19 protein-coding genes are annotated in these 24,234 nt (G+C 69.2%); 5 read left to right on the forward strand and 14 right to left on the reverse strand.

The window, feature by feature from the left end:
• Nucleotides 1-7: 7 nt before the first annotated feature.
• The 4 genes from M8R19_RS30680 to M8R19_RS30695 all read right to left on the reverse strand — a co-directional run bounded on the left by M8R19_RS30680 (nt 8) and on the right by M8R19_RS30695 (nt 6,698).
• Nucleotides 8-3,109: an efflux RND transporter permease subunit gene (locus M8R19_RS30680; RefSeq protein ID WP_249919846.1), complete on the reverse strand. Its 3,102-nt coding sequence runs from the start codon at nt 3,107-3,109 to the stop codon at nt 8-10.
• A complete protein-coding gene (locus tag M8R19_RS30685; protein WP_249919847.1) occupies nt 3,106-4,272 on the reverse strand; it encodes an efflux RND transporter periplasmic adaptor subunit in 1,167 nt (388 codons plus the stop codon). Before M8R19_RS30685 ends, M8R19_RS30680 begins: the two co-directional genes overlap by 4 nt.
• Nucleotides 4,269-5,672, reverse strand: a complete 1,404-nt coding sequence (locus tag M8R19_RS30690; protein ID WP_074979654.1) for an efflux transporter outer membrane subunit — start codon at nt 5,670-5,672, stop codon at nt 4,269-4,271. Before M8R19_RS30690 ends, M8R19_RS30685 begins: the two co-directional genes overlap by 4 nt.
• 342 nt (nt 5,673-6,014) lie before the next feature.
• The gene (locus M8R19_RS30695) at nt 6,015-6,698 is read right to left on the reverse strand and encodes a response regulator transcription factor (RefSeq protein WP_249919848.1); all 684 of its coding nucleotides are present in this window, start codon (nt 6,696-6,698) and stop codon (nt 6,015-6,017) included.
• 104 nt (nt 6,699-6,802) lie between these two features.
• On the opposite strand from M8R19_RS30695, the gene M8R19_RS30700 reads away from it, so the two are divergent.
• On the forward strand, nt 6,803-7,492 hold the full coding sequence (locus M8R19_RS30700) for a winged helix-turn-helix domain-containing protein (protein WP_074979712.1): 690 nt from the start codon (nt 6,803-6,805) through the stop codon (nt 7,490-7,492).
• A complete protein-coding gene (locus M8R19_RS30705) occupies nt 7,470-8,849 on the forward strand; it encodes a sensor histidine kinase (protein ID WP_249919849.1) in 1,380 nt (459 codons plus the stop codon). The genes M8R19_RS30700 and M8R19_RS30705 overlap by 23 nt, the downstream gene beginning before the upstream one ends.
• 186 nt (nt 8,850-9,035) lie before the next feature.
• Here the strand turns inward: M8R19_RS30705 and M8R19_RS30710 are convergent, their stop codons facing one another.
• From M8R19_RS30710 to M8R19_RS30730, 5 genes are all read right to left on the reverse strand, one after another.
• Nucleotides 9,036-9,602 (reverse strand): flavin reductase family protein, encoded by a 567-nt coding sequence (locus tag M8R19_RS30710; RefSeq protein ID WP_074979663.1) that lies wholly within the window; start codon nt 9,600-9,602, stop codon nt 9,036-9,038.
• A 16-nt stretch (nt 9,603-9,618) separates the two neighbouring features.
• Nucleotides 9,619-10,539: a bestrophin family protein gene (locus M8R19_RS30715; RefSeq protein ID WP_009619989.1), complete on the reverse strand. Its 921-nt coding sequence runs from the start codon at nt 10,537-10,539 to the stop codon at nt 9,619-9,621.
• A 100-nt stretch (nt 10,540-10,639) separates the two neighbouring features.
• Complete coding sequence (locus M8R19_RS30720) at nt 10,640-10,918, reverse strand: hypothetical protein (RefSeq protein WP_249919850.1); 279 nt, start codon at nt 10,916-10,918, stop codon at nt 10,640-10,642.
• A gap of 650 nt (nt 10,919-11,568) precedes the next feature.
• A complete protein-coding gene (mmsB, locus tag M8R19_RS30725; protein ID WP_249919851.1) occupies nt 11,569-12,444 on the reverse strand; it encodes a 3-hydroxyisobutyrate dehydrogenase in 876 nt (291 codons plus the stop codon).
• 117 nt (nt 12,445-12,561) lie between these two features.
• A complete protein-coding gene (locus tag M8R19_RS30730; RefSeq protein ID WP_249919852.1) occupies nt 12,562-14,076 on the reverse strand; it encodes a CoA-acylating methylmalonate-semialdehyde dehydrogenase in 1,515 nt (504 codons plus the stop codon).
• A gap of 147 nt (nt 14,077-14,223) precedes the next feature.
• Between M8R19_RS30730 and M8R19_RS30735 the strand changes: the two genes are divergently transcribed.
• Nucleotides 14,224-15,120 (forward strand): LysR family transcriptional regulator, encoded by an 897-nt coding sequence (locus M8R19_RS30735; RefSeq protein WP_009619997.1) that lies wholly within the window; start codon nt 14,224-14,226, stop codon nt 15,118-15,120.
• A 181-nt stretch (nt 15,121-15,301) separates the two neighbouring features.
• Here the strand turns inward: M8R19_RS30735 and M8R19_RS30740 are convergent, their stop codons facing one another.
• A complete protein-coding gene (locus tag M8R19_RS30740; protein ID WP_249919853.1) occupies nt 15,302-16,003 on the reverse strand; it encodes a YebC/PmpR family DNA-binding transcriptional regulator in 702 nt (233 codons plus the stop codon).
• Nucleotides 16,004-16,158: 155 nt separating this feature from the next.
• Nucleotides 16,159-17,556, reverse strand: coding sequence for an aminotransferase-like domain-containing protein (locus M8R19_RS30745; protein WP_249919854.1), 1,398 nt, complete (start codon nt 17,554-17,556; stop codon nt 16,159-16,161).
• A 166-nt stretch (nt 17,557-17,722) separates the two neighbouring features.
• On the opposite strand from M8R19_RS30745, the gene M8R19_RS30750 reads away from it, so the two are divergent.
• Both M8R19_RS30750 and M8R19_RS30755 read left to right on the forward strand, forming a co-directional pair.
• The gene (locus M8R19_RS30750; protein WP_074979677.1) at nt 17,723-18,496 is read left to right on the forward strand and encodes a class II aldolase/adducin family protein; all 774 of its coding nucleotides are present in this window, start codon (nt 17,723-17,725) and stop codon (nt 18,494-18,496) included.
• 83 nt (nt 18,497-18,579) lie between these two features.
• Complete coding sequence (locus M8R19_RS30755) at nt 18,580-19,611, forward strand: ABC transporter substrate-binding protein (protein WP_249919855.1); 1,032 nt, start codon at nt 18,580-18,582, stop codon at nt 19,609-19,611.
• On the opposite strand, the gene M8R19_RS30760 is transcribed toward M8R19_RS30755, so the two are convergent.
• The 3 genes from M8R19_RS30760 to M8R19_RS30770 form a co-directional block, all read right to left on the reverse strand.
• Nucleotides 19,608-20,237, reverse strand: coding sequence for a class I SAM-dependent methyltransferase (locus M8R19_RS30760; protein WP_249919856.1), 630 nt, complete (start codon nt 20,235-20,237; stop codon nt 19,608-19,610). The two genes, M8R19_RS30755 and M8R19_RS30760, sit on opposite strands and share 4 nt — an antisense overlap.
• Nucleotides 20,238-20,641: 404 nt before the next feature.
• Nucleotides 20,642-22,408, reverse strand: a complete 1,767-nt coding sequence (locus M8R19_RS30765) for an acyl-CoA dehydrogenase C-terminal domain-containing protein (RefSeq protein WP_249919857.1) — start codon at nt 22,406-22,408, stop codon at nt 20,642-20,644.
• Nucleotides 22,409-22,465: 57 nt separating this feature from the next.
• On the reverse strand, nt 22,466-24,088 hold the full coding sequence (locus M8R19_RS30770; RefSeq protein ID WP_009620014.1) for an acyl-CoA synthetase: 1,623 nt from the start codon (nt 24,086-24,088) through the stop codon (nt 22,466-22,468).
• Nucleotides 24,089-24,234 lie beyond the last annotated feature (146 nt).

Here is a 24,234-nt window from a genome sequence, read left to right on the forward strand (position 1 = left end):
ACGGCGCTCAGCGCTGCGGCGGCAGCAGCAGGCCGCCGCGGGCCTGGCGCCAGGCGCGGAAGCTGGCGGCCAGGCGCGAGAACCACAGGTAGATCACCGGCGTGGTGTACAGCGTCAGCACCTGCGACACCAGCAGGCCGCCGACGATGGCGATGCCCAGCGGCTGGCGCAGCTCGGCGCCGGAGCCGGTGCCCAGGGCCAGCGGCAGGGCGCCGAACAGCGCCGCCAGGGTGGTCATGAGGATCGGCCGGAAGCGCAGGGTGCTGCCCTCGATGGTCGCCTGCTCCGGCGTCATGCCGCCGCGTTCGGCCACCAGGGCGAAGTCGATCATCATGATGGCGTTCTTCTTGACGATGCCGATCAGCAGGATGATGCCGATCATCCCCATCAGCGACAGGTCCTGGCCGCACAGCAGCAATGCCAGCAGCGCGCCGAGGCCGGCCGAGGGCAGGGTGGAGAGGATCGACAGCGGCAGCAGCGGGCTCTCGTAGAGCACGCCGAGGACGATGTACACCGTGACCACCGCCGCCAGGATCAGCCACGGCTGGCTGCGCAGCGAGTCCTGGAAGGCCTGGGCGGTGCCCTGGAAGGTGCCGCTGACGCTGTCCGGCAGGCCGGCCTGGCGGGTGGCCTGCTGGATGGCGGCGACCGCGTCGCCCAGGGCGTAGCCCGGCGCCAGGTTGAACGACAGGGTGACCGCCGGGAACAGCCCCTGGTGGTTGATGGTGATGGGCGCCAGGTCCGGCTCCAGGCGGCCGAGCACGCTCAGCGGCACCAGCTCGCCGGTCAGGCTGGAGCGCGCGTAGAGGTGCTTGAGGCTTTCCTCGGACACCTGCCAGCGCGGGTCCAGTTCGAGGATCACGTGGTACTGGTCCAGCGCGGTGAACAGCGTCGCCACCTGGCGCTGGCCGAAGGCGTCGTAGAGCACGTCGTCGATGGCCTGCACGTTCACGCCCAGGCGCGCGGCGCTGTCGCGGTCGATGTGCAGGGTGGCGCGCGGCGCCGCCTGCTGCTGGTCGGTGGCCACGTCGCGCAGTTGCGGCAGCTGCTTCAGGCGCGCCAGCAGCACCGCGGCCCAGTGGTCCAGCTCGTGGCTGTCCGGGTCCTGCAGGGTGTACTGGAACTGCGTCTTGCTCGGCCGCCCGCCGATCTGCACGTCCTGGCGGATCTGCATGTACAGGGCGATGCCCGGCACCACGGCCAGTTCGCGCTTGAGCCGCGCTACCACCTGGTCGGCCTTGGCCGCGCGCTGCTCGTAGGGCTTGAGGTTGATCATCACCCGGCCCTGGCTGAGGGTGGGGTTGGGGCCGATCCAGTAGTAGACGTTGGCCACGTCCGGGTCGTGCTGGATCACCTCGCTGAGCGCGGCCATGCGTGCGCGCATCGCGGCGAAGGAAATATCCGCATTGGCCTCGGCCACGCCCATGATCACCCCGGTGTCCTGCTGCGGGAAGAAGCCCTTGGGCACCTCGACGTAGAGCACGGCGGTGACCAGCAGGGTGAGCAGCGCCACCGCCAGGGTCAGGCGTTCGTGGCGCAGCACGCGGCGCAGGCTGCGCCGGTAGCCGTCGAGCAGGGCGTCGAAGGTGCGCTCGCTCCATTGCAGGAAGCGGTTCTGCACGCCGTGCAGGTCGTGGCGGATGAACCAGGCGCAGAGCATCGGCGTGACCGTCAGCGAAACCACCCCGGACATCACCACCGCCACGCTCACGGTCACCGCGAACTCGCGCAGCAGGCGGCCGATCACCCCGCCCATGAACAGGATGGGGATGAACACCGCCACCAGCGAGACGGTCATGGAGACGATGGTGAAGGCCACCTCGGCGGTGCCCTCGATGGCTGCTTGCAGCGGCGGCTTGTGCATCTCCAGGTGGCGGATGATGTTCTCCATCACCACGATGGCGTCGTCCACCACGAAGCCCACGGCGATGCTCAGGGCCATGATCGACAGGTTGTCCAGGCTGTAGCCCAGCACGTACATGGCCGCGAAGGTGGCCACCAGCGACAGCGGGATGGTCAGCGCCGGGATCACGGTGGCGCTGACGTTGCGCAGGAACACGAAGACCACCGCCACCACCAGGACGATGGACAGCAGCAGGTTGAACTGCACTTCGTCGATGGAGGCGTCGATGGTCTGGGTGCGGTCGCCCACCAGGTTCACTTTCACGTCGCGCGGCAGTTGCGCGATCAGCGCCGGCAGGCGGTCCTTGATCGCCTGGGTCACCGCCAGCACGTTGTAGCCGGGCTGCTTGTGGATGTCGACGATCACCGTCGGCCGGCCCTGCAGGCCGGCGGCCTGGCGCACGTCCTCGGCGCCGTCGATCACCGTGCCCAGGTCGCTGATGCGGATCGGCACGCCGTTGCGGTAGGCGATCACCAGCGAGCCGTACTGCGCGGCGCGGGTGAGCTGGTCGGTGGTGTCGAGAGTCACCGCGCGCTCGGCGCCGTCGAGGTTGCCTTTGGGCGCATCCACAGTGGCGTTGCCCAGCACCTCGCGCACGTCATCCAGAGTCAGGCCACGGGCGGCCAGGGCGTCCGGGTCGATGCGCACGCGCACCGCCGGGCGCTGCTCGCCGTGGAAGTCCACCAGGCCGACGCCGGGAATCTGCGACAGCTGCTGGCCGAGGTAGTCGTCGGCGTAGCGGTCCAGCTCTGGCAGGGTGCGGGTGGACGAGGTCAGGGCCAGGGAGAGGAAGGTGAATTCCGCCGGGTTGACCTTGTGGAAGGTCGGCGGCGCCGGCAGGTTCTTCGGCAGGTTACCGCCGGCGGCGTTGATCGCCGTCTGCACGTCCTGGGCGGCGCCGTCGATGTTGCGCTCCAGGTCGAACTGCAGGGTGATCTGCGTCAGCCCGAGGGAGCTGGCGGAGGTCATCTGGGTGACCGCGGGAACGCTGGCGAAGGCCCGTTCCAGCGGCGTGGCCACGGACGAGGCCATGGTCTCGGCGCTGGCGCCGGGCAGGGTGGCCTGGACCTGGATGGTCGGCATGTCCACCTGCGGCAGCGGCGCCACCGGCAGCAGGAAGTAGGCGGCGGCGCCGAGCAGCAGCACGCCCAGGGCCAGCAGGGTGGTAGCCACCCGGCGGCGGATGAAGGGCTCGGAGAGAGTCATGGGTGCTGCTCCGCGCTGGCGGTCTGCCGCGCGTCGGCCAGGGCGGCGACCTTCAGCCCCGGGGCCAGGCGGTACTGGCCGCCGGTGACCACGGTTTCGCCGGGCGCCAGGCCCTGGTGGATCCACTGCAGGCCATCGACCACCGCGCCGGCCTTCACTTCGCGCACCTGGGCCTGCTGGTCGCGCCCCACCACGTACACGAAGCTACCCTGCGGGCCTTGCTGCACGGCGCTGGCCGGCACCACGGTGGCGGCCTTCTCGGTGCGCAGCAGCAGGCGCACGCTGAGCAGTTCGCCGGGCCAGAGCTTGCCGTCGGCGTTGGCGAAGTCGGCTTTGAACAGGATCTGCCCGTTGCCGCTGGAGACCTGGCTGTCGATGAAACTCAGCCGCCCCGTGGCGATGTGCTGGCGGCCGTCGCGGCTCAGCGCCTCGACCTGCAGCGCCTGCCCGGCGTTGGCCTGCAGCACTTCGGCCAGGTCCTCCTGGGGCAGGCTGAAGGCCAGGGAGATCGGCGCCATCTGGGTGAGTGTCAGCAGGCCGGTGTTGTCGCTGGCGTGGACGATGCTGCCGGCGTCCACCAGGCGCTGCCCGGTGCGCCCGGCGAAGGGCGCGGCGATGCGGGTGTAGCCGAGCTGCAGCTGGGCCGTGTCCAGCGCCGCCTGGTCGGCCTGGATCGTGGCCTGCAGGGTGGCCACCTGGCCGCGCAGGGTGTCCACGTCCTGGCTCGGCCCGGCATGGGCGGCGGCCAGCTTGCTGGCGCGTTCGAGGTTGACCTTGGCCACCGCCAGCTGCGCTTCGTCGCGCGCCTTGTTGGCCTTGGCCTGCAGCACCTGGGCGGCATAGGGGCGCGGGTCGATCTCGGCGAGCAACTGCCCGGCCTTGACCATCTGGCCCTCCTGGAAGTGCAACTGTTGCAGCTCGCCGTCCACCCGCACCTTGATGTCCACCGCGTTCAGCGCCTGCACCGTGCCGATGGTCTGCAGCCAGATCGGCAGGTCGCGCTGGTCGGCTACGCCCAGGCTCACGGGCACCGGCGCCTCGGCCGGTTTGGCCGTCGTGGTGGCGGAGAAGTGGCGCCAGGCGAAGACGGCCAGCGCCACGGCCAGGAAGAGGAACGCCAGGCGCCAGTAGCGCCGCTGGGAGGAGGGCTGGGACGGGCTCACGGTCGAATCGCCTGTGCGGAAGGTTGATTGCTGGCCAGCTCGGCGCCCGCCGGTGCCTGGAAGCCGCCGCCGAGCGCGCGGTTCAGGCCGACGGAGGCCTGCAGGCGTTGCAGGCGCACCTGCAGCAGGCTGTCCTCGGCCTGGTACAGGGTGCGCTGCACGGTCAGCAGGGTGAGGAAGTCGGTGCTGCCCAGGCGATAGCGCACCTGGGCCAGGTCGGCGGCCTTGCGCGCCGAATCCACGGCGGCCTGGTCGATGCGCTGGGTCTGCGCCAGGCGGGCGTTGGCGCTGAGCTGTGTCTCCACGTCCTGCAGGGCCTGGAGCACGTTCTGCCGGTAGTCGGCGACCAGCTCGCGGGCGTGGGCGCGGTCGGCCTGCAACTGACCTTCCAGCAGGCCGCCGTCGAACAGCGGCTGGCTGAGGCTGGCGGCCAGCTGCCAGAGCCCGCCGCCGGTATGCACGTCACTGCCGGCGAGGGCGCCCAGGGAGATGTTCGGCAGGAAGGCCGCGCGCGCCGCGCCGACATCGAAGTTGGCCGAGACCAGCCGCGCCTCGGCGGCCTGGATATCCGGCCGCTGGCTCAGCAGGCTGGCCGGCAGCCCGGCGCGCGCCTCGGGCAGCTGGACGCCGTCCAGGCCGCTGTGCTGCAGGGCGAAGCCCTCGGGCGCGGTGCCCACCAGCACCGCCAACTGGTAGAGCGCGGCGTCGCGCTGCTGGGCCAGGACGCTGACGTTGGCCTGGAAGTTCTGCAGGGCGTTGCGTTGCTGCTCCACCTCCAGGTCGGAGGAAGAGCCCAGGCGCGACTGCGTCTGCACCAGTTGCAGGATGTTCTCGGCGTCGCTGGCGATGCGCTTGGCCACGGCCAGGCGCTCGTCCAGCGAGAGCACCTGGAAGTAGCTGTCGGCGATATCCGCCTGCAGGCCGATGCGCGCCGTCTCCAGGTCGTAGGCCGTGGCTTGGGCCAGCGCCGTGGCGGAATTGGCCAGGGCGCGGTTGCGGCCCCAGAAGTCCAACTCGTAGCTGGCCTGGGCGTAGAGGTCGTGGGCGTTCTTGCTGCTGTCGTGATCGTGGACGTAGCTGCCGCCCAGGCTCAGGTCCGGGTACAGCGCGGCCCCGGTGACGCGGGCACTGGCCCGGGCCTGGTCGACCCGCGCCACCGCTGCCTGCAGAGTGAGGCTGTCGCTGCCGGCGCGCTGGATCAGGCTGTCCAGCTCGGCGCTGGCATAGTCCTTCCACCACTGCTGCGGCATCTGGGCGGCGGGCGCGGCGGCATTGTCCCAGTGGCTGGCGACGGGCACGCCGGGCCGCTGGTACTGCGGCACCAGCGAACAAGCCCCGAGCAGGGCCAGGGAAAGGGCGGCGGCCAGCCGGGGCAGGGCGCCGGCGGTGGTTGGGGGCATGGGTTCGTCCTTCTGCGTCCCGCGTGCTGCGGGCTGCTGTGATGGACGACCTTAGCGCCGGGCAGCTACCGGGCGGTTCTTCCCAAGCTGAATAAAAGTTTAGGTGGGGGGGACGCGGGGATGTGATCCGAGCCGGTGGAATCCATTGTTGTAGCGGGAATGGCTGAAGCCGCGTAGGAGCGGACTCTGTCCGCGATCCCGTCGGCAGGGCCGGTGTTCGGTTGGGGGGGGCGATGGGTATCGCTTCGCTCAACCCATCCTACGAAAAGCACCTCGGCGTAGGGCGTATAGCTGCCGCTGCCGGGTTGCGCGAGCGCCTGGACGCCGGCACCTCGGCTCCACCTATTCCGGCGGCGTTTCGCTGAGCATGTAGCCGGCGCCGGGGACCGTGTGGATCAGCGTGCACCCGAAGCCCTGGTCGACCTTCTGCCGCAGGCGGTGGATGTGCTTGTCGATGACGTTGTCGCGCGGGTCGAAGTCGTAGTCCCAGGCGCTTTCCAGCAGCATGCCGCGGGTCACCACCTGGTCGGCGTGGCGCATGAGTTTTTCCAGGATCAGGAACTCGCGCTGCTGCAGCACGATGCTGCGGCCCTGGCGCTGGGCCACGCGGCCCTCGCAGTCCAGCTGCAGGTCGCCGACCTGCAGGCGCGCGCCGAGCAGGCGGCGGCCGGGGCGGCGCAGCAGGGCGGCCAGGCGGGCGTGCACTTCGACGAAGGCGTAGGGCTTGGCCAGGTAGTCGTCGCAGCCGGCCTGCAGGCCCTCGACGCGGTGGTGGGTGGAGGCCAGGGCGCTGAGCATCAGCACCGGGGTGTCGGAGCCGGCGGCGCGCAGCCGGCGCACCAGTTCCAGGCCGTCCAGGCCGGGCAGGCGGCGGTCCACCACCAGGGCGTCGTAGAGGTTTTCCAGGGCCAGGTCCAGGCCCTGGACGCCATCGCCCGCGGCGTCGACTATGTGCCCGCTCTCGCGCAGGCCCCGCACCAGGTAGCCGGCGGCCTGCGGGTCGTCTTCGATGACCAGGATTCTCAAGGTTGCACCTAAACTTTTGTTCATCTTGGCGCGAGGCCGACGTTCGCCCGCGCCAGACAAAATATACTGCCGAACACCTCCCGCCGCCGCCACGGACCGCGCCCATGACCCAGGTTCTCGTCGTCGAAGACGACCCCGCCACCGCCGCCGAGATCAGCGCCGCGCTGCACGACCACGGCTATCAGGTCAGCCTGGTCGGCAACGGCCGCGACGGCCTGGTGCGGGCCCTGAGCGAAAGCTTCGCGGTGATCGTCCTCGACCGCATGCTGCCCGGCGGCATGGACGGCCTGGCCATGCTCACCGCGCTGCGCTCGGCCGGGGTGGAGACGCCGGTGCTGATCCTCAGCGCGCTTTCCGACCTCGACGAACGCGTGCGCGGCCTGCGCGCCGGCGGCGACGACTACCTGACCAAGCCCTTCGAGTTCATCGAGCTGACCGCCCGCCTGGACGCCCTGACCCGCCGTGCCGCGCGCGGTGGCGAGGCGCGCGACAGCCGCCTGCGCATCGGCAACCTGGACATCGACCTGCTGCGCCGCTCGGTGCGCCGCGGCGAACGGTCGATCGACCTGGTGCCGCGCGAGTACCAGTTGCTGGAGTACCTGGCGCGCCACGCCGGGCAGATCGTCACCCGCACCATGCTCTTCGAGGCGGTGTGGAACTACCGCTACGACGAGCGCACCAACGTCATCGAGGTGCACATCGGCCGCCTGCGGCGCAAGGTCGACGTGGACGGCGAGCCGCCGATGATCCACACCGTGCGGGGGGCGGGCTATGTTCTCCGGGCGCCTGAGTGAGATTCCGCGCACCACCAGCTTCCGCGTGGCGCTGCTGTTCCTGCTGCTGTTCGGCGTGGCCTCGCTGGCGCTGTTCGGCTACGTGTACTGGCGCACCGCCGGCTACCTGCGCGCCGAGGTGCAGGCCAACCTGACGCGGCAGATCCACAACCGCGCCGGCCTGGAGTTGCCCGAACTGCTGCGCGAGGTGCAGGAGCACGCCGCCAAGGACCCCGAGCAGCACTTCCCCCAGGCGCTGTTCGACGCCAGCGGCCGGCGCCTGGCCGGCACCCTCGCCGAGCAGCCGCCGACCGCGCTGCTGGACACGCCCATCGAATTCAGCCGGCGCAGCCTTTCCGGCGGCGAGCGGCGGGTGCGCGGCATCGTCCACCGCATGCCCTCGGGCGAGGTGCTGGTGATCGGCCAGGACATCCAGGACTTGCTGGAATTCGACGAACTGCTGGTCAGCGCCATGGCTTCCGGCGGGGTGCTGATCCTGATCCTCGGCCTGGCCGGCGCGATCATCGCCGGGCGCACCTCGCAGCAGCGCCTGGACGCGGTGACCGGGGCCATCGAGCGGATCGTCAAGGGCGACCTCAGCGAGCGCCTGCCGGTGCGCGGCAGCTCCGACGACGTCGACCGCCTGGCGGTGGTGGTGAACCGCATGCTCGACGAGATCGAGCGGCTGATGCGCGAGGTCAAGGGCGTGTGCGACGACGTCGCCCACGACCTGCGCACCCCCCTGACGCGCCTGCTCGCCGGACTGGAGCGCGCCCAGCGGCGCGATTGCAGCAAGGAGGAGTACGCCGCGGCCATCGACCAGGCCATCGAGGACGCCCACGGCCTGCTGCTGACCTTCCGCGCGCTGCTGCGCATCTCCGAGATCGAGGACAGTGCGCGGCGCACCGGCTTCGTCGCGGTGGACCTGACCCAGGTGGCGGCCGACGTGGTCGAACTGTTCGAGCCCCTGGCCGAGGAGCGTGGCCTGCACCTGAGCTACAGCGGCCCGGCGCAGCCGGCCTGGCTGCAGGGCGATGCGCACCTGCTGTTCGACGCCCTGAGCAACCTGGTGGACAACGCGCTGAAGTTCACCCCGGCCGAGGGGCGTGTCGAGGTGCGGGTGGAAGCGGATGGGGACGCGGTGCAAGTGCAGGTGCGCGACAACGGGCCGGGGATTCCCGAGCACGAGCGCGAGGCGGTGCTGCGGCGCTTCTACCGTTCCGAGCGCAGCCGGCATACGCCGGGCAATGGCCTGGGGCTGAGCCTGGTGGCGGCGGTGGCGCGGCTGCACGACCTGGCGATGAGCGTGGGGGATGGGGCGCCGGGGTGTTGGGTGAGTTTGCGGGGGCGGGTGGTTTCGGGGGCGGTGCGGGGGTAGGGCTGGGTGTGGGGGTTGAGCGCGGCTGCCCTCACCCCAACCCTCTCCCGAAGGGAGAGGGGGCTGTCCTCTGCCTGCTGAAGCATCAGCGTACTCCTGCACCACCGGCTGAAGCCAAGCCATCAGAGCATGCCGAACGGCCCCCTCTCCCTCTGGGAGAGGGCTGGGGTGAGGGGCTCTTGCCCTTCACGCCTTAACCACCTGAAACGCCTCCCCCGTCGCAAAGAAAGCCCCACCCGCCTGGTAATGAATGGTCCGCGACTCCTCGTCCGGAAAATGCCAGCGCCCCTTCGAGAACACCCGCTCGTCCGCATAGGCCGCCACCACCTCGGCGATGAACAGGTCGTACTTCTCCTGGTTGTGCGGCTCGGCGATCACCCTGCATTCCAGGTAGGCCAGGCAGCCTTCGACGATCGGCGCCTGCACCTGGCGGGCGCGGGCGGTGGCGATGTCGTAGCGGGCGAACTTGTCCAGCTCGCCGCCGTTGCTGGAGCCCACCGCCAGGGTGAGTTCGGCCTGGCGCCGCGAGGGCAGCTGGATGACGAAGGCGCCGGAGCCCTCCACCAGGTGCCGCGACCAGGTGTTGCGGTCCAGCACCAGCATCAGCTTGGGCGGGTCGAAGTCCAGCGGCATCACCCAGGCCGCGGCCATCACGTTGGCCAAGCCTTCGTGTTCGCTGGTGACTATCGTGGAGGGGCCGTGGTTGAGCAGCAGGTAGGCCTTGGCCAGGGGAACGTCTTGCAGGTGGTTCATGGATGGTCCTCGGGGATCAGAGCAGCAGGCCGTCGACCGGCTCCAGCGGCGCCGGCAGCTCGCTTTCGCCGAGGATCTCCATGACGGCGATCTCCAGGTGGCGGCTCATGGCGTCCAGCGGCAGGTCGTTGGGCTGGGTGTCGAACGGGTCGGCGATCTGGTCGCCCAGGGCGTCCAGGCCGAAGAAGGTGTAGGCCAGCACGCACACCGCCAGCGGGGTGAACCAGCCGATGCTGTCGACCAGGCAGAACGGCAGCAGGAAGCAGTACACGTGGACGATGCGGTGCAGCATGAGGATGTAGGGGTAGGGGATGGGCGTGCCCTTGATCCGCTCGCAGCCGCCGAGCACGTAGGACAGGCGGCTCACCTGCTGGTCGACGTTGGCCAGCAGCATGTCGCTGGCGTTGGCGCGGCGGCCGGCCTCGGCGAAGTCGCGGCCCAGGCGGGCGAGCAGGGCGCTGGCCGGGCCGGGCGTGTGCGCCAGGGCGTCGGCCAGTTCGCTGCCGAGCAGGCGGCGGGCGTCTTCGCTCTGCGGGCGCTCGCGCAACTGGTCGCGCAGCACGTAGGCGAAGGCGGCCAGGCGCTGGGCCAGCAGGCGGCGCCCGGCGTCGTCCAGGCCGGGCAGCAGCGACAGGCTCTGCCGCGCCAGGTTGCGCGACACCACCAGCAGTTCGCCCCAGAGCGTGCGCGCCTCCCAGAAGCGCTGGTAGGCCACGTTGTTGCGGAAGCCGAGGAAGATCGCCAGGGTCAGGCCCCAGAGGGTGAAGGGCGTGGAGGTGATCACCACCTTGTAGTGGTAGAGGGTGCCGTGGGTGGCCACCACCAGCGAGCTGAGCAGCACCGTGTAGAGCACCTTGCGCCAGATGGCCGGGATGATCGAGCCCTTGAGGGAGAACAGCAGCACCCAGAGTGTCGGGGTTTGCGGGCGGAGGATCATGCGCGGGCTTCCAGGCGGGGACACGGAGAGCGCGCATCATAGCCGAGATGGCCGCCGGGTGGAGCAGGGGACGGAGGGCGCTGCGCCCTCCGCCGTGGGCTCAGGCGCCGGTCTGTACCTGCCGGGCCTTGCGTTCGGCCAGTTCGTACAACTGCCGCGCTTCTTCCAGCAGCGGTGCGAGGCTGGCGGACAGGCGCGCCACGCCCAAAGGCATGGGCATTTCATCGGCGCTGTCTTCCAGCAGGCGCAGCAGCACGCTGAGGGATTCCAGGCGACGTTCGGCGGTGCCCATCAGGTGCTCCACCGGGGCCTGCAGGTTGACGTAGAGCACGTCCTCGTGGGGTTGGGAAAGGGTGGTGAGGGGGATCATGTCAGGCATCGTCTGCCTCCGGATGAGAGGCAGCAGGGCGATGCACGCGGTTGGCCGGAAATTGCATGTCCATTGCTCCTCGAGTGGGTGAGGAACCGCCTTCCGGAATGGGAGGCGGGCCGCGCGGGGGTAGCAAACCGGAGCCAAGGAACCGGCCAGGCCAAAGCCTGCCCCGCGCGGCCCGCCACAGAAGCGAGAAAAAGCGCCAGTGCATCGAGATGCCTGGCGCTACCGCGCCTTAGCTATCCGGGTTGCTACACCCGTGTCACGGCATTGACCGTGACGGGCAGAGCCTACCGGCGGGGTTTGTAGGGGCTCAATGGAAAGGTCGGGTGTGAAATTTCGCAGAGTGCGGGAGGGGATTGGAGCTTTTGTAGGAGCGAGCTTGCTCGCGAACAGGGTTCCGGGCTGGGTATGGTGTGTGGCCTGAAGAGCGCCCTCTCCCTAACCCTCTCCCTGAAGGGAGAGGGGACCGTTCGGAGTGCTCGGGTATATCGGAGTTAGCTGGATATTACGGCGTCCGGCTGAAGCCATGCTTTCAGCCGGCACGGACTAGCTCCCTCTCCCTTCAGAGAGAGGGTTCGGAGTCAACCTCAAGCACCACCGTCGCCGGTTGACTCCATTCGCGAGCAAGCTCGCTCCTACGAGAGCAGAGGATCTCACCCCTCCTGATACAGCTTCACGATCGCCGAGAAATCCAGCTGCCCATTACCCTGGTTGCTGAACGCCTGGAACAGCTGCTGCGCCAGCGCCCCGAGCAGCACCGGTTGGCGCACCTGGCGGGCTGCCTCGCTGGCCAGGCCCAGGTCCTTGAGCATCAGGTCGGTGCCGAAGCCGCCGCTGTAGCCGCGGGCCGCCGGCGCGCCGGTGAGCGGGTTGTTCACTTCCGAGGCCCAGCAGCGGCCGCTGGAAGTGTTGATGATGCCGGCCAGCACTTCTGCATCCATGCCCAGCTTCACGCCCAGGGACATGGCTTCGGCCACGCCGATCATGCTGATGCCTAGCAGCAGGTTGTTCGCCACCTTGGCCACCTGGCCGTTGCCGGCGCCGCCGCAGTGCACGATGTTCTTGCCCATGGCCGCCAGCACCGGCTGGGCGCGTTCGAAGTCGGCCGCCGCGCCGCCGATCATGAAGGTCAGGGTGCCGGCCGCGGCGCCCGCGGTGCCGCCGGAGACCGGGGCGTCGAGCATCGGGTTGCCGTGGGCCTGGGCCGCCGCCGAGACCTCGCGGGCGCTGTGCGGGTCGATGGTGGAGGAGTCGATCAGCAGCACGCCGGGCTGCACCTTGGCCAGCAGGCCCTCATCGCCGAGGTAGACCTGCTTCACGTGGGCCGCCGCCGGCAGCATAGTGATGATCACTTCCACGTCGGCGCCGGCCAGTTCCGCCGGCGAGGCCACGGCCTTGGCGCCCTGGGCTACCGCGGCCTGCACGGCTGCGCTGGAAAGGTCGAAGACACTCAGGTCGAAGCCGGCCTTGAGCAGGTTGGCGGCCATGGGGCCGCCCATGTTGCCGAGTCCGATGAAGCCGATGCGCATGGGGTTTCCCCTTGTTGTCGTTGTCGGGAACAGGGCCCGCGCCGCGCGTGGCCTGTGGCCCCGCAGCTTCCTGCTGCAGGGCCTGGCCGGCGGGGCGCGCGGGCGGGTTCTGGCGGCTTACTTGAGGTGGATGGTGGTGTTCACCGCGCCGCCCACTTCGTTCTCGTCGAACCAGCGTTCGGTGACCGTCTTGGTCTGGGTGTAGAACTGCACCACCTGCTTGCCGTAGGGGCCCAGGTCGCCCAGCTTGGAGCCGCGCGAGCCGGTGAAGGAGAACAGCGGCACCGGCACCGGGATGGGCACGTTGACGCCCACCTGGCCGACGTCGATCTCTTCCTTGAAGTGCCGCGCGGCGGCGCCGGAGCGGGTGAAGATGGCGGTGCCGTTGCCGTTGGGGTTGGCGTTGATCAGCTCGATGGCCTCGTCCAGGGTCTTCACCGAGACCACGCAGAGCACCGGGCCGAAGATTTCCTCGCGGTAGATGCTCATCTGCGCGCTGACGCCGGAGAAGATGCACGGGGCGACGAAGTTGCCTTTCTCATAGCCGGCCACCTGCGGGTTGCGGCCGTCCAGCTCCAGCTTGGCGCCTTCCTGGATGCCGCGCTCGATCAGGCCGCTGACGCGGTCCAGGGCGGAGCAGGAGACCAGCGGGCCGACGTCGGTGCCCGCCTCGGTGCCGCCGCTGACCTTGAGCGTCTGCGCCTTGGCCACCAGGTCCGGGATCCACTCGTTGGCCTCGCCCACCAGGATGGCCACCGACAGCGCCATGCAGCGCTGCCCGGCGGCGCCGAAGGCCGCGCCGGCGATGGCGTTGAGGGTCTGGTCCTTGTTGGCGTCGGGCAGGATCACGGCGTGGTTCTTGGCGCCCATCATGCACTGCACGCGCTTGCCGGCCAGCGAGGCGCGGTTGTAGACGTGGGTGCCCACGCGGGTGGAGCCGACGAAGGACACGGCCTTGATGTCCGGGTGGTCGCAGATGGCGTTGACCACGTCCGGGCCGCCGTGGACCACGTTCAGCACGCCCGGCGGGATGCCGGCCTCATGGGCCAGCTCGACCAGGCGCATGGTCACCATCGGGTCCTGCTCGGAGGGCTTGAGGACGAAGGTGTTGCCGGTGGCGATGGCCATCGGGAACATCCACAGCGGGATCATCGCCGGGAAGTTGAACGGGGTGATGCCGGCGCATACGCCCAGCGGCTGCAGCAGGGTGAAGGTATCGACGCCGCCGGCCACGTTGTTGGCCAGCTCGCCCAGCTGCAGGTTGCCGATGGCCGCGGCGTGCTCGACCACTTCCAGGCCGCGGAACACGTCGCCTTCGGCGTCGGGCAGGGTCTTGCCCTGTTCGGCGGTGAGGATGGCCGCCAGTTCCTTCATGTTCTCGCGGATCAGCTGCTGGTACTTGAGGAAGATGCGCGCGCGGGCGCCGATCGGGGTTTTCTTCCAGGTCTTGAACGCGGCCTTGGCGCTGGCCACGGCGCGCTCGACTTCCTCGGCGGTGGCGAAGGGCACGCGGGCGAGGACTTCCTGGGTGGCGGGGTTGATCACCTCGCGCCATTCGCTGCTGGTGGACTCGACGGGTTTGCCGTCGATGAAGAGTTTGACCGTGGGAACGGCAGTAGTGGTGGTACTCATCGGAACTCCCAGCCTGCGGCGGTTTGTTGTTATGGGCCTTGGGGCGTACCTCAAGGAGATTGGATTGATCCTAGCAGTGCATTTTTGATGAATTCAATGCGGTGATGTGCAAGCATGCTCTGCGTTTTTGCACACTCGGAGCCGGCGATGGACTGGGACAACCTGCGTTTCTTCCTCGAACTCTCCCGCGCCGGCAAGCTCACCGTGGCCGCGCGGCGCCTGGGCGTGGACCACACCACGGTGGCCAGGCGGTTGCAGGCGCTGGAAAAGAGCATCGGCGCGCAGCTGCTGGTGCGCGAGCCCTCCGGCTATCGGCTGACCGAGGCCGGGCACGGCCTGCTGCCCCAGGCCGAGGCCATGGAAAGCGCCTGCAAGGTGATCGAGAAGCGCTTGGCCGGGGCCGAGGACAACCTCTCCGGCAAGGTGCGCATCGGCGCCACCGAAGGCTACGGCTCGACGCTGCTGACCTCGCAGCTGGTGGAACTGAACCGCCGCCACCCGCACCTGGGCGTGGACCTGCTGGCGGTGCCGCGGGCGCTGCAGCTGTCGCGCCACGAGGCGGACATCGTCATCACCCTGGAACGCCCCGGCCGCGGGCCCTACCTGATCACCCGGCTGACCGACTACGTGCTGCGCCTGTACGCGGCCGGGGACTACCTGGCCGAGCGCGGGCCGATCCGCAACCGCGACGACCTGCGCAAGCACGCGCTGGTGGGCTACGTCGACGACCTGCTGTACAGCAAGGAGCTGCAGTACCTGGACGAGATCGGCCGGCCGCTGCACATGGCCTTGCGCTGCACCAGCATCCTGGCCCAGCAGCGCGCGGTGGCCGAGGGGGCGGGGCTGGCCATCCTGCCGGCGTTCGCCGCCGCCGAGGACCCGAGCCTGCAGCCGGTGCTGGCGGGCGAGATCGAGTTCGTGCGGACCTTCTGGATGCTGATGCCCACGGAGCTCAAGGACATCGCGCGGATGCGCACCACCTGGGACTTCCTCCGCGAAAAGGCCGAGGCGAGCCAGGCGGTTCTGATGGGACGGGGAGCGTAGGGCGTATAACCTTCCAGGTTATACGCCGTTTGGCCTTGGTCGAACCCCGCTTGGGGGCGAGCCTGGGCATTCTGGGCGGGAACGCCTGGCTCAGCCATGGCGTTGGCGATGAGAAAGGTGAAACGGCGTATAACCGCGAACGGTTATACGCCCTACGCCCCCGGGGACCCGGCGTGTGGCGTCAGGCCAGCCCGACGTAGAGGTTCTGCACGTCGTCGTTGCCGTCCAGGGCGTCGAGGAAGGCTTCGACTTCCTCCAGCTCCGCGCCGGACAGGCTCACCGGGTTCTTCGCCTTGTAGCCGAGCTTGGCCGAGGCGACTGTGAAACCGTGCTCGGGCAGGGCGCGGCAGACGGCGTCCAGGTCGGTGGCGTCGGTGAGGAACAGGGTGTCGCCGTCTTCCTCGCCCGCCTCGAAGTCCTGGGCGCCGGCCTCGATGGCGGCCAGTTCCGCGTCGGCGTCGCTGCTGGCCGGGGTGGCCTCGATCAGGCCCAGGTAGTCGAAGTCCCAGGCCACCGATCCGGAGGCGCCCAGCTGGCCCTTGCGGAACAGCACGCGGATTTCCGCCACGGTGCGGTTCACGTTGTCGGTCAGGCATTCGACGATCACCGGCACGCGGTGCGGGGCGAAGCCTTCGTAGACCACGCGCTCGAAGCTGGCGCCGCCGTCGAGCAGGCCGGCGCCTTTCTTGATGGCGCGCTCCAGGGTGTCGCGCGGCATCGAGGCCTTCTTGGCCTGCTCGACTACAAGGCGCAGTTTCGGGTTCATGTCCGGATCGGCGCCATTGCGCGCGGCGATCATGATTTCCTTGGCGAGTTTGCCGAAGACGCGGCCCTTGGCGTTGGCGGCGGCTTCCTTATGTTTGGCTTTCCACTGGGCGCCCATGGTGTTCTCTTGGCTGGTTCATGATGGGCGGCAAGTCTAAGCGCTGGCGCGGCGCCTGGCGATATCCGCCGGATCGGCGTGAGGTGCCCGACCTGTAGGAGCGAGCTTGCTCGCGAACCTGCCTGACGCTGAAGCGTTCGCGAGCAAGCTCGCTCCTACGAAGAGCCGTCCTGGCGGGAGAGAAAGGCGTAGAGCCGTTCGTCCAGCGAGTGGGCGACGTTGAAGCGCAGCCAGGGCACGTGGCGGCCGTCGGGCATGAACAGTTGGCCGGGGAACAGCAGGATCTTCGCTTCCTTGGCCCGTTCGGCCAGTTGGGTGGCGTCGGCCACCGCGCGGTGCCGGGCCCAGAGGAACAGCCCGGCGCGCGGTTCGTGGAACAGCTCCAGCCCCGCCGCCTCCAGGCGCCGGGCCACGCTGTCGTGGGCCTCGCCGAGCTGCTCGCGGAGCTGGCGCACGTGCTTGCGCTGGCGGCCCTGGAGGAGGATGTCCAGGGCCAGGGTCTCGGTGAGTTCCGAACTGGTCAGTCCGGCCACCATCTTCAGCGGCACCAGTTCCTCGATCAGCTCCGGGTGGGCGGCGATGAAGCCCACCCGCAGCGCCGGGGCGATGACCTTGGACAGGCTGCCGATGTAGATCACCCGCGCCAGCTGGTCGAGGTTGGCCAGCAGCAATTGGCCGGCGGGGTCGAGGTCGGCGTAGATGTCGTTTTCGACGATCAGGAAGTCGTACTTCTCCGCCAGTTGCAGCAGGCGGTGGCTGGCGGCCAGGGACAGGCTGGCGCCGGTGGGGCTCTGCAGCCGCGCCTGGGTGAAGTACACCTTGGGCCGGTGCTCGCGCACCAGCTGTTCCAGGCGCTCCAGGTCCAGGCCGTCGGCGCTGCGCGGCACGCCCAGCAGGTTGGCGCCCTGCAGGCGCAGGTTGAGGAACAGGTTGTGGTAGCCGGGCTCGTCCACCAGCACCGGGTCGCCGCGCTGCACCAGGTAGCGCACGGCCAGGTCCAGCGCCTGGCTGGCGCCGCTGGTCAGCAGCACCTGTTCGGGGCTGGCGGCCACTCCGGCGTCGGCCAGGCGGTCGGCCAGCTTGCCGCGCAGGCGCGGGTTGCCCTTGCTGTGGCCGTAGTTGCCGAACTGCGCCGGTTCTTCCCGGGCCAGGGTGCGCAGGCCGCGCAGCAGGCCTTCGCCATCCAGCCAGTGCTCGGGCAGCAGGCCGACGCCGGGGCGCAGTTCCATGCCCAGGGGCTGGAACACCTTGTGCAGCAGCAGGTGGGCGTCGAAGTCGAATTCCGGCGCGGCCTGCTCGTCGGCGGTTTCCCCGGCCAGCGGGCCGCGCACGTAGAAGCCGGCGTTGGGCACGGCGTTCAGGCAGCCGCGCGCCACCAGGCGGTCGTAGGCCTCGACCACGGTGAAGTGGCTCACCCCGTGGGTCTGGGCGAACCGGCGGATGGAGGGCAGCTTGGCGCCGGGGCGCAGGCGCTGCTCGTCGATGGCCTGGGCGATGCCGTCGACGATCTGGGTGACCAGGGGCGTTTCGCAAGTGGGGTCGAGCAACAGCATCGAAGCGTCCGGTGGAAGGGAAACGGAAACTGTACAGGCCGCGCGGCCATAACAGCACTGCAGGCACTCCAGCGCCCCTGTGCATGGCGGCCGGGCGGGCGGCCCAGCACACTGCGGGGCACGACGCGGCAGCCAAGCCGCGCAAGCCTGATGACAAGGAATTGCCATGCGCGACACAGCTTACAACATCGACCCCGCGAGTATTTCCGCCGAAGAGTGGCAGGCCCGCTGCGATCTCGCCGCGCTGTACCGGCTGGTGGCGCACTTCCGCTGGACCGACCACATCGACACGCACATCTCCGCCCGTGTGCCGGGCGAGCCGGGGCACTACCTGATCAACCGCTACGGCGTGATGTTCCACGAGATGCGCGCCTCCGACCTGGTCAAGGTCGACCACGCCGGCGACGTCATCGACCCGCGCTTCGGCCCCGACAGCGTCAACCGCGCCGGCTTCAACATCCACTCGGCGGTGCACGCCGCGCGCCCGGACGTGGCCTGTGTGATCCACACCCACACCGCCGCCGGCATCGCCGTGTCGGCCCAGGAGGAGGGCCTGCTGCCGATCAGCCAGCACGCGCTCAAGTACCACAACCGCCTGGGCTACCACGACTACGAGGGCATCGCCCTGGACCCGGACGAGCGCTCGCGCCTGGTCCGCGACCTCGGCCCGCACATGGCGATGATCCTGCGCAACCACGGCCTGCTGGCCACCGGGCGCTGCATCGCCGAGGCCTTCAACCAGATCTACTTCCTCGAACGCGCCTGCCAGGCCCAGGTCCAGGCCCTGGCCGGCGGCCGCCAGCTGCGCTACCCGCCCGAAGCGGTGCGCGAGCGCGTCGCCGTGCAGGAAGAGGAAGCCCTGGCCGGCGGCCTGCATCTGCTGGCCTGGGAGTCGGCCCTGCGCCTGATCGAGGACGGCGCGGCCGACTACCGCAGCTGATCCCTTTTGCGTGCGTCCCGGCCCGCAGAGGCCGGGCGCCTAGCGTGCTTGCAATCTGCCAACAACAAAGCCAAGAGGTGGAAATGAAGAACCCGATAGCGGCGGCCCTGCTCATGGGCCTGGCGTCCGGCGCCATGGCGGCCGACCTGAGCGTGATCTCTTTCGGCGGCACCAGCAAGGATGTGCAGACCGAAGCCTTCTACAAGCCCTTCACGCAGGCCACCGGCAACAAGGTGATCGCCGGCGAGTACAACGGCGAGATGGGCAAGATCAAGGCCATGGTCGACACCCACAGCGTCAACTGGGACGTGGTTCAGGTCGAGGGCCCGGAACTGTTGCGCGGCTGCGACGAGGGCCTGTTCGAGCAACTGGACCCGGCGCGCCTGGGCAATGTCGCCGACTACGTGCCGGGCACCATCTCCGACTGCGGCGCCGGCCTGCTGGTGTGGTCCATGGCCATGGCCTACGACGCCAAGCGCCTGACGACCGCGCCGACCGGCTGGGCGGACTTCTGGGACACGCAGAAATTCCCCGGCAAGCGCGCGCTGCGCAAGGGCGCCAAGTACACCCTGGAGATCGCCCTGCTGGCCGACGGCGTGCCCAAGCAGGACATCTACAAGGTGCTATCCACCCCCGAGGGCGTGAACCGTGCCTTCCGCAAGCTGGACCAGATCAAGCCGTCGATCCAGTGGTGGGAATCCGGCGCCCAGCCCATGCAATTCCTAGCGAGCGGCGACGTGGTGATGAGCACCGCCTACAACGGCCGGGTGTTCGCCGCCCAGGAGGAGGGCGCGCCGATGAAGGTGGTGTGGAACGGCAGCCTCTACGCCATCGACTCCTGGGCCATCCCCAAGGGCAGCCCGAAGAAGCAGGAGGCGGAGGACTTCATCGCCTTCTCGCTGCGCCCGGAGCAGCAGAAGATCCACACCGTGAAGCTGGGCTACGGCTCGGTCAACAAGAAGACCACCGCGCTGCTCGACCCGGCCCTGGTGGAGCGCCTGAACACCGCGCCGGCCAACCTGGAGCAGGCGGTGCCGGTGGACTTCGCCTTCTGGGTGGACCACGGCGAGGAGCTGGAACTGCGCTTCAACGCCTGGGCGGCCAAGGGCAGCTAGCCGACGCGCCGCCACACGCTGGCCAGCCAGGGCTGCTGCTCGCGCGGCAGCCCGGCGGGCCGGTAGTAGTGTTCCAGCTGCTCGAAGCCCGCCGCTTCGAGCAGCTGTTTCCAGTTTTCCCAATCGTGATAGGAACCGTAGCGCGGGCCGTTCCAGCCCTCTGCATTGTCCCCGCGCGGGTTGGAGGCGAAGAGCACGCCGCCGGGCTTGAGCGCTGCGCGCAGCTCGCCCAGCACCCGCGGCAGTTCCTGGCGCGGCACGTGGAACAGGCTGGCGTTGGCATAGATGCCGTCGAAGCGCGCCGCCGGCAGGTCCAGTGCCAGGAAGTCCTGCAGCCACACCTCGCAAGCGCTGGCCTGGCGGGCCATTTCCACGAAGTTCGGACAGCCGTCCAGGCCCACCGGCGCATGGCCCAGGGCCTTGAAGGTGCAGAGATCGCGGCCGGGGCCGCAGCCGAAGTCCAGCAGGGCGAAGGGCGGCTCGCCGTGGATGTGCCGCAGCAGGGCGGCGATGTTCTGGCTGACGTCGTGGTCGCGGGTACCTTCGCGGAAGGCCTCGGCGCTGTCCTGGTAGTGCTGCAGGGTGAGGCGGGAGATGTCGCGGAGGGTCTGGTCGTCTAGGGGCATGGCGGGCGTCGGTGGGTCGCTGGGGAGGTTATTCTACGCCGGGCGGTGGGGTGATGGGGGCAGGGGGGACTTGTAGGAGCGAGCTTGCTCGCGAACGGTGTTCTGCCGGTCGTGGGTGGTGCCTGTGCTGCAGAGCGCCCTCTCCCTAACCCTCTCCCTGAAGGGAGAGGGGACCGTTCGGAGTGCTCGGGTATTTCGGAGTTAGTCGGCAACACTGATGGTCCCCGGCTGAAACCATTCCCTCTCTCGGCACGGACTAGCCCCCTCTCCCTCTGGGAGAGGGTTGGGGTGAGGGGGCGGCGTTCATCCCGAACACAACTGCTACCGGCCGGCACCGTTCGCCAAAAATAAAAAAGCGCGGCACACCCCCAAAGGACTGGCCGCGCAACACGCTCAACAGGGAATCAGAACTGCTCAGCCTCCAGCCCATACAGGCTTTCGCTACCGGCGCGCACAGCGCTGGCCAGGGACTCGGTACGCGGCAGCAGGCGGGCGAAATAGAAACGCGCCGTGGCCAGCTTGCCCTGGTGGAAGTCATCGGCCTGGCCGGCTGCGGCGCGGGCCATGCGCGCCCACATGTAGGCGTAGGCGGTGTAGCCGAACAGGTGCAGGTAGTCCACCGCCGCGGCGCCGGGTTCGCGCGGGTCATGCTTGGCGCGTTCCTGGAGTTGCCGGGTAAGGGCTTCCAACTGGTCCAGCGCTTCCACTAGCGGGGCGCTGAACTCGTCGCCCACCGCGGCCTCGGCGAAGGCGCGGATTTCCCCGGCGAACAGCGCCAGCAGCTCGCCGCCGTTGGCCAGCACCTTGCGCCCAACCAGGTCCAGGGCCTGGATGCCGTTGGTGCCTTCGTAGATCTGCGCGATACGCACGTCGCGCACCAGTTGTTCCTGGCCCCATTCGCGGATGTAGCCGTGGCCGCCGAACACCTGCTGGCCGTGCACGCAGCTTTCCAGCCCGGTGTCGGTGAAGAAGGCCTTGGCCACCGGGGTGAGCAGCGCCACCAGGCCTTCGGCGCGGCTGCGCTCTTCGGCGTCGGTGGTGTACTTGGCGATGTCCAGCTGCTGCCCGAGGTAGGTGGCGAAGGCGCGGCCGCCCTCGGTCAGGGCCTTCATGGTCAGCAGCATGCGGCGCACGTCGGGGTGCACGATGATCGGGTCGGCGGCCTTGTCCTTGGCCACCGGGCCGGTCGGGGCGCGGCTCTGGATGCGCTCGCGGGCGTAGCTCACGGCGGCCTGGTAGGACATCTCGGCGCAGCCGATGCCCTGGATGCCGATGGACAGGCGCTCGTAGTTCATCATGGTGAACATCGCCGCCAGGCCCTTGTTCGGCTCGCCGACCAGCCAGCCGGTGGCGCCGTCGAAGTTCATCACGCAGGTGGCCGAGGCCTTGATGCCCATCTTGTGCTCGATGGAACCGCAGCTGACCGGGTTGCGCGCGCCGAGGGAACCGTCGTCGCCCACCAGCACTTTCGGCACGAGGAACAGCGAGATGCCCCGCGAGCCGGCCGGCGCGTCGGGCAGCTTGGCCAGCACCAGGTGGATGATGTTCTCGGTCAGGTCCTGCTCGCCGCCGGTGATGAAGATCTTGGTGCCGCTGACTTTGTAGCTGCCGTCGGCCTGGGGCTCGGCGCGGGTGCGGATCAGCCCCAGGTCGGTGCCGGCGTGGGGTTCGGTCAGGCACATGGAGCCGGCCCAGCGGCCTTCGTACATGGCCGGCAGGTACTTCTGCTTCAACGCCTCGCTGGCATGGGCATCCAGCGCCAAGCAGGCGCCGGCGGAGAGGGTGGAGTAGAGGGCGAAGCTGGCGTTGGCTGCGTAGACCATCTCCTCGAACTGCACCGAGAGCATCTTCGGCATGCCCATGCCGCCGAAGTCCGGGTTGCCGGCCAGGCCCACCCAGCCGCCCTCGGCGTAGGTGGCGTAGGCCTCGCGGAAGCCGGCCGGGGTGCTCACCGCGCCGTCCTTCCATTGCGCGCCCTGTTCGTCGCCGCTGCGGTTGAGCGGGGCGAGCAGGCCGCCGGTGATCTTCGCCGCTTCTTCGAGGATGGCCTCGGCGGTGTCGGCGTCCACCCGCTCGGCCAGGGCCGGCAGGCGGCGCCAGAGGGCCGGGGCGTCGAACACGTCGGTGAGCAGGAAGCGCATGTCGCGCAGCGGAGCCTTGTAGTCGGGCATGAATGTACCTCGGCGCCCCGGCCTGGCCGGGGCGCTATCGCAAGTGGGAAGGGGAGGTCAGAGCTTCTGGGCCCAGTCGCGCAGGACGAACTTCTGCACCTTGCCGGTGGAGGTCTTCGGCAGCTCGGTGAAGACCACGGTCTTGGGCACCTTGAAGCCGGCCAGGTGCTCGCGGCAGAAGGCGATGACCTGCGCCGCCTCGGTGTCGGCATGGCCGGCCTTGAGGGTGACGAAGGCGCACGGGGTTTCGCCCCAGCGCTCGTCCGGGCGCGCCACCACGGCCGCTTCCAGCACCGCCGGGTGGCGGAACAGCACGCCCTCGACCTCGATGGTGGAGATGTTCTCGCCGCCGGAGATGATGATGTCCTTCAGCCGGTCGCGGATCTCCACGTAGCCGTCGGGGTGCCACACCGCCAGGTCGCCGGTGTGGAACCAGCCGCCGGCGAAGGCTTCCTCGGTGGCGCTGGGGTTCTTCAGGTAGCCCTTCATCACGGTGTTGCCGCGCATGAAGATCTCGCCGACGCTCTGGCCGTCGCGGGGCACCGGCTCCAGCGTCTTCGGATCGGCGACCATCACGCCTTCCAGTGTCGGGTAGCGCACGCCCTGGCGCGACTTGATCCTGGCCCGCTCGTCCAGCGGCAGCTCGTCCCATTCCTCGTGCCAGGCGCACACGGTGACCGGGCCGTAGACCTCGGTGAGGCCGTAGACGTGGGTGACGCGGATGCCCATTTCCTCCACCGCGCCAATGACCTTGGCCGGCGGCGCGGCGCCGGCGACCATGGCGTGCACCGGGTGGTCGATGGCGGCCTTGGCCGAGTCGGGCATGTTGATCAGCGCGTTGAGCACGATGGGCGCGCCGCACATGTGGCTGACGCGGTGCTCGCGGATCAGGGTGAGGATCTTCTGCGGGTCGACGCGGCGCAGGCACACGTGGGTGCCGGCCAGCGCGGTGACCGTCCAGGGGTAGCACCAGCCGTTGCAGTGGAACATCGGCAGGGTCCACAGGTACACCGGGTGCTGGCCCATGGACCAGGTCATCTGGTTGCCCAGCGAGTTCAGGTAGGCGCCGCGGTGGTGGTAGACCACGCCCTTGGGGTTGCCGGTGGTGCCGGAGGTGTAGTTCAGCGAGATGGCGTCCCACTCGTCGCGCGGCCAGGCCCAGGCGTACTCGGGGTCGCCCTCGGCCAGCAGGGCCTCGTAGTCCAGGCTGCTGACCGGCTCGCCCTCGCCGTATTCCGGGTCGTCGACGTCGATCACCAGCGGCGGGTGGTCGAGCATGCCCAGGGCAGCGCGGATCACGTCGTGGAACTCGCGGTCGGTGATCAGCACCTTGGCCTCGCCGTGCTGCAGCATGAAGGCGATGGCCTCGGCGTCCAGGCGCACGTTGAGGGTGTTGAGCACCGCGCCGATCATCGGGATGGCGAAGTGCGCTTCGAGCATCTGCGGGGTGTTGGGCAGCATCACCGCGACGGTGTCGCCACGGCCGATGCCGCGCCAGGCCAGGGCCGAGGCCAGGCGGCGGCAACGCTGGTAGGTTTCGCGCCAGGTGCGGCGCAGGCTGCCGTGGATCACGGCGGTACGGTCGGGGTAAACGCTGGCGGTGCGTTCGATGAAGCTCAGCGGGGTCAGCGCGGTATGGTTGACCGAGGCAGGCGCGAGACCCTGTTCGAAGATCGACATATGGACACCCTGTGGCTGATTGTTAGCTCATTGTTCTTGGCTGCCCGCAGGCGGGTCGGGCGGCTGATGGGGCGATTTATAGCAATGCCGAGATAGTTATGGAAGTACAACCATATGCTTATGGTATAAATACTATATTCCAATAA

It is taken from the genome of Pseudomonas sp. R3.Fl (assembly GCF_023516765.1).
Taxonomy (GTDB): domain Bacteria; phylum Pseudomonadota; class Gammaproteobacteria; order Pseudomonadales; family Pseudomonadaceae; genus Pseudomonas; species Pseudomonas citronellolis.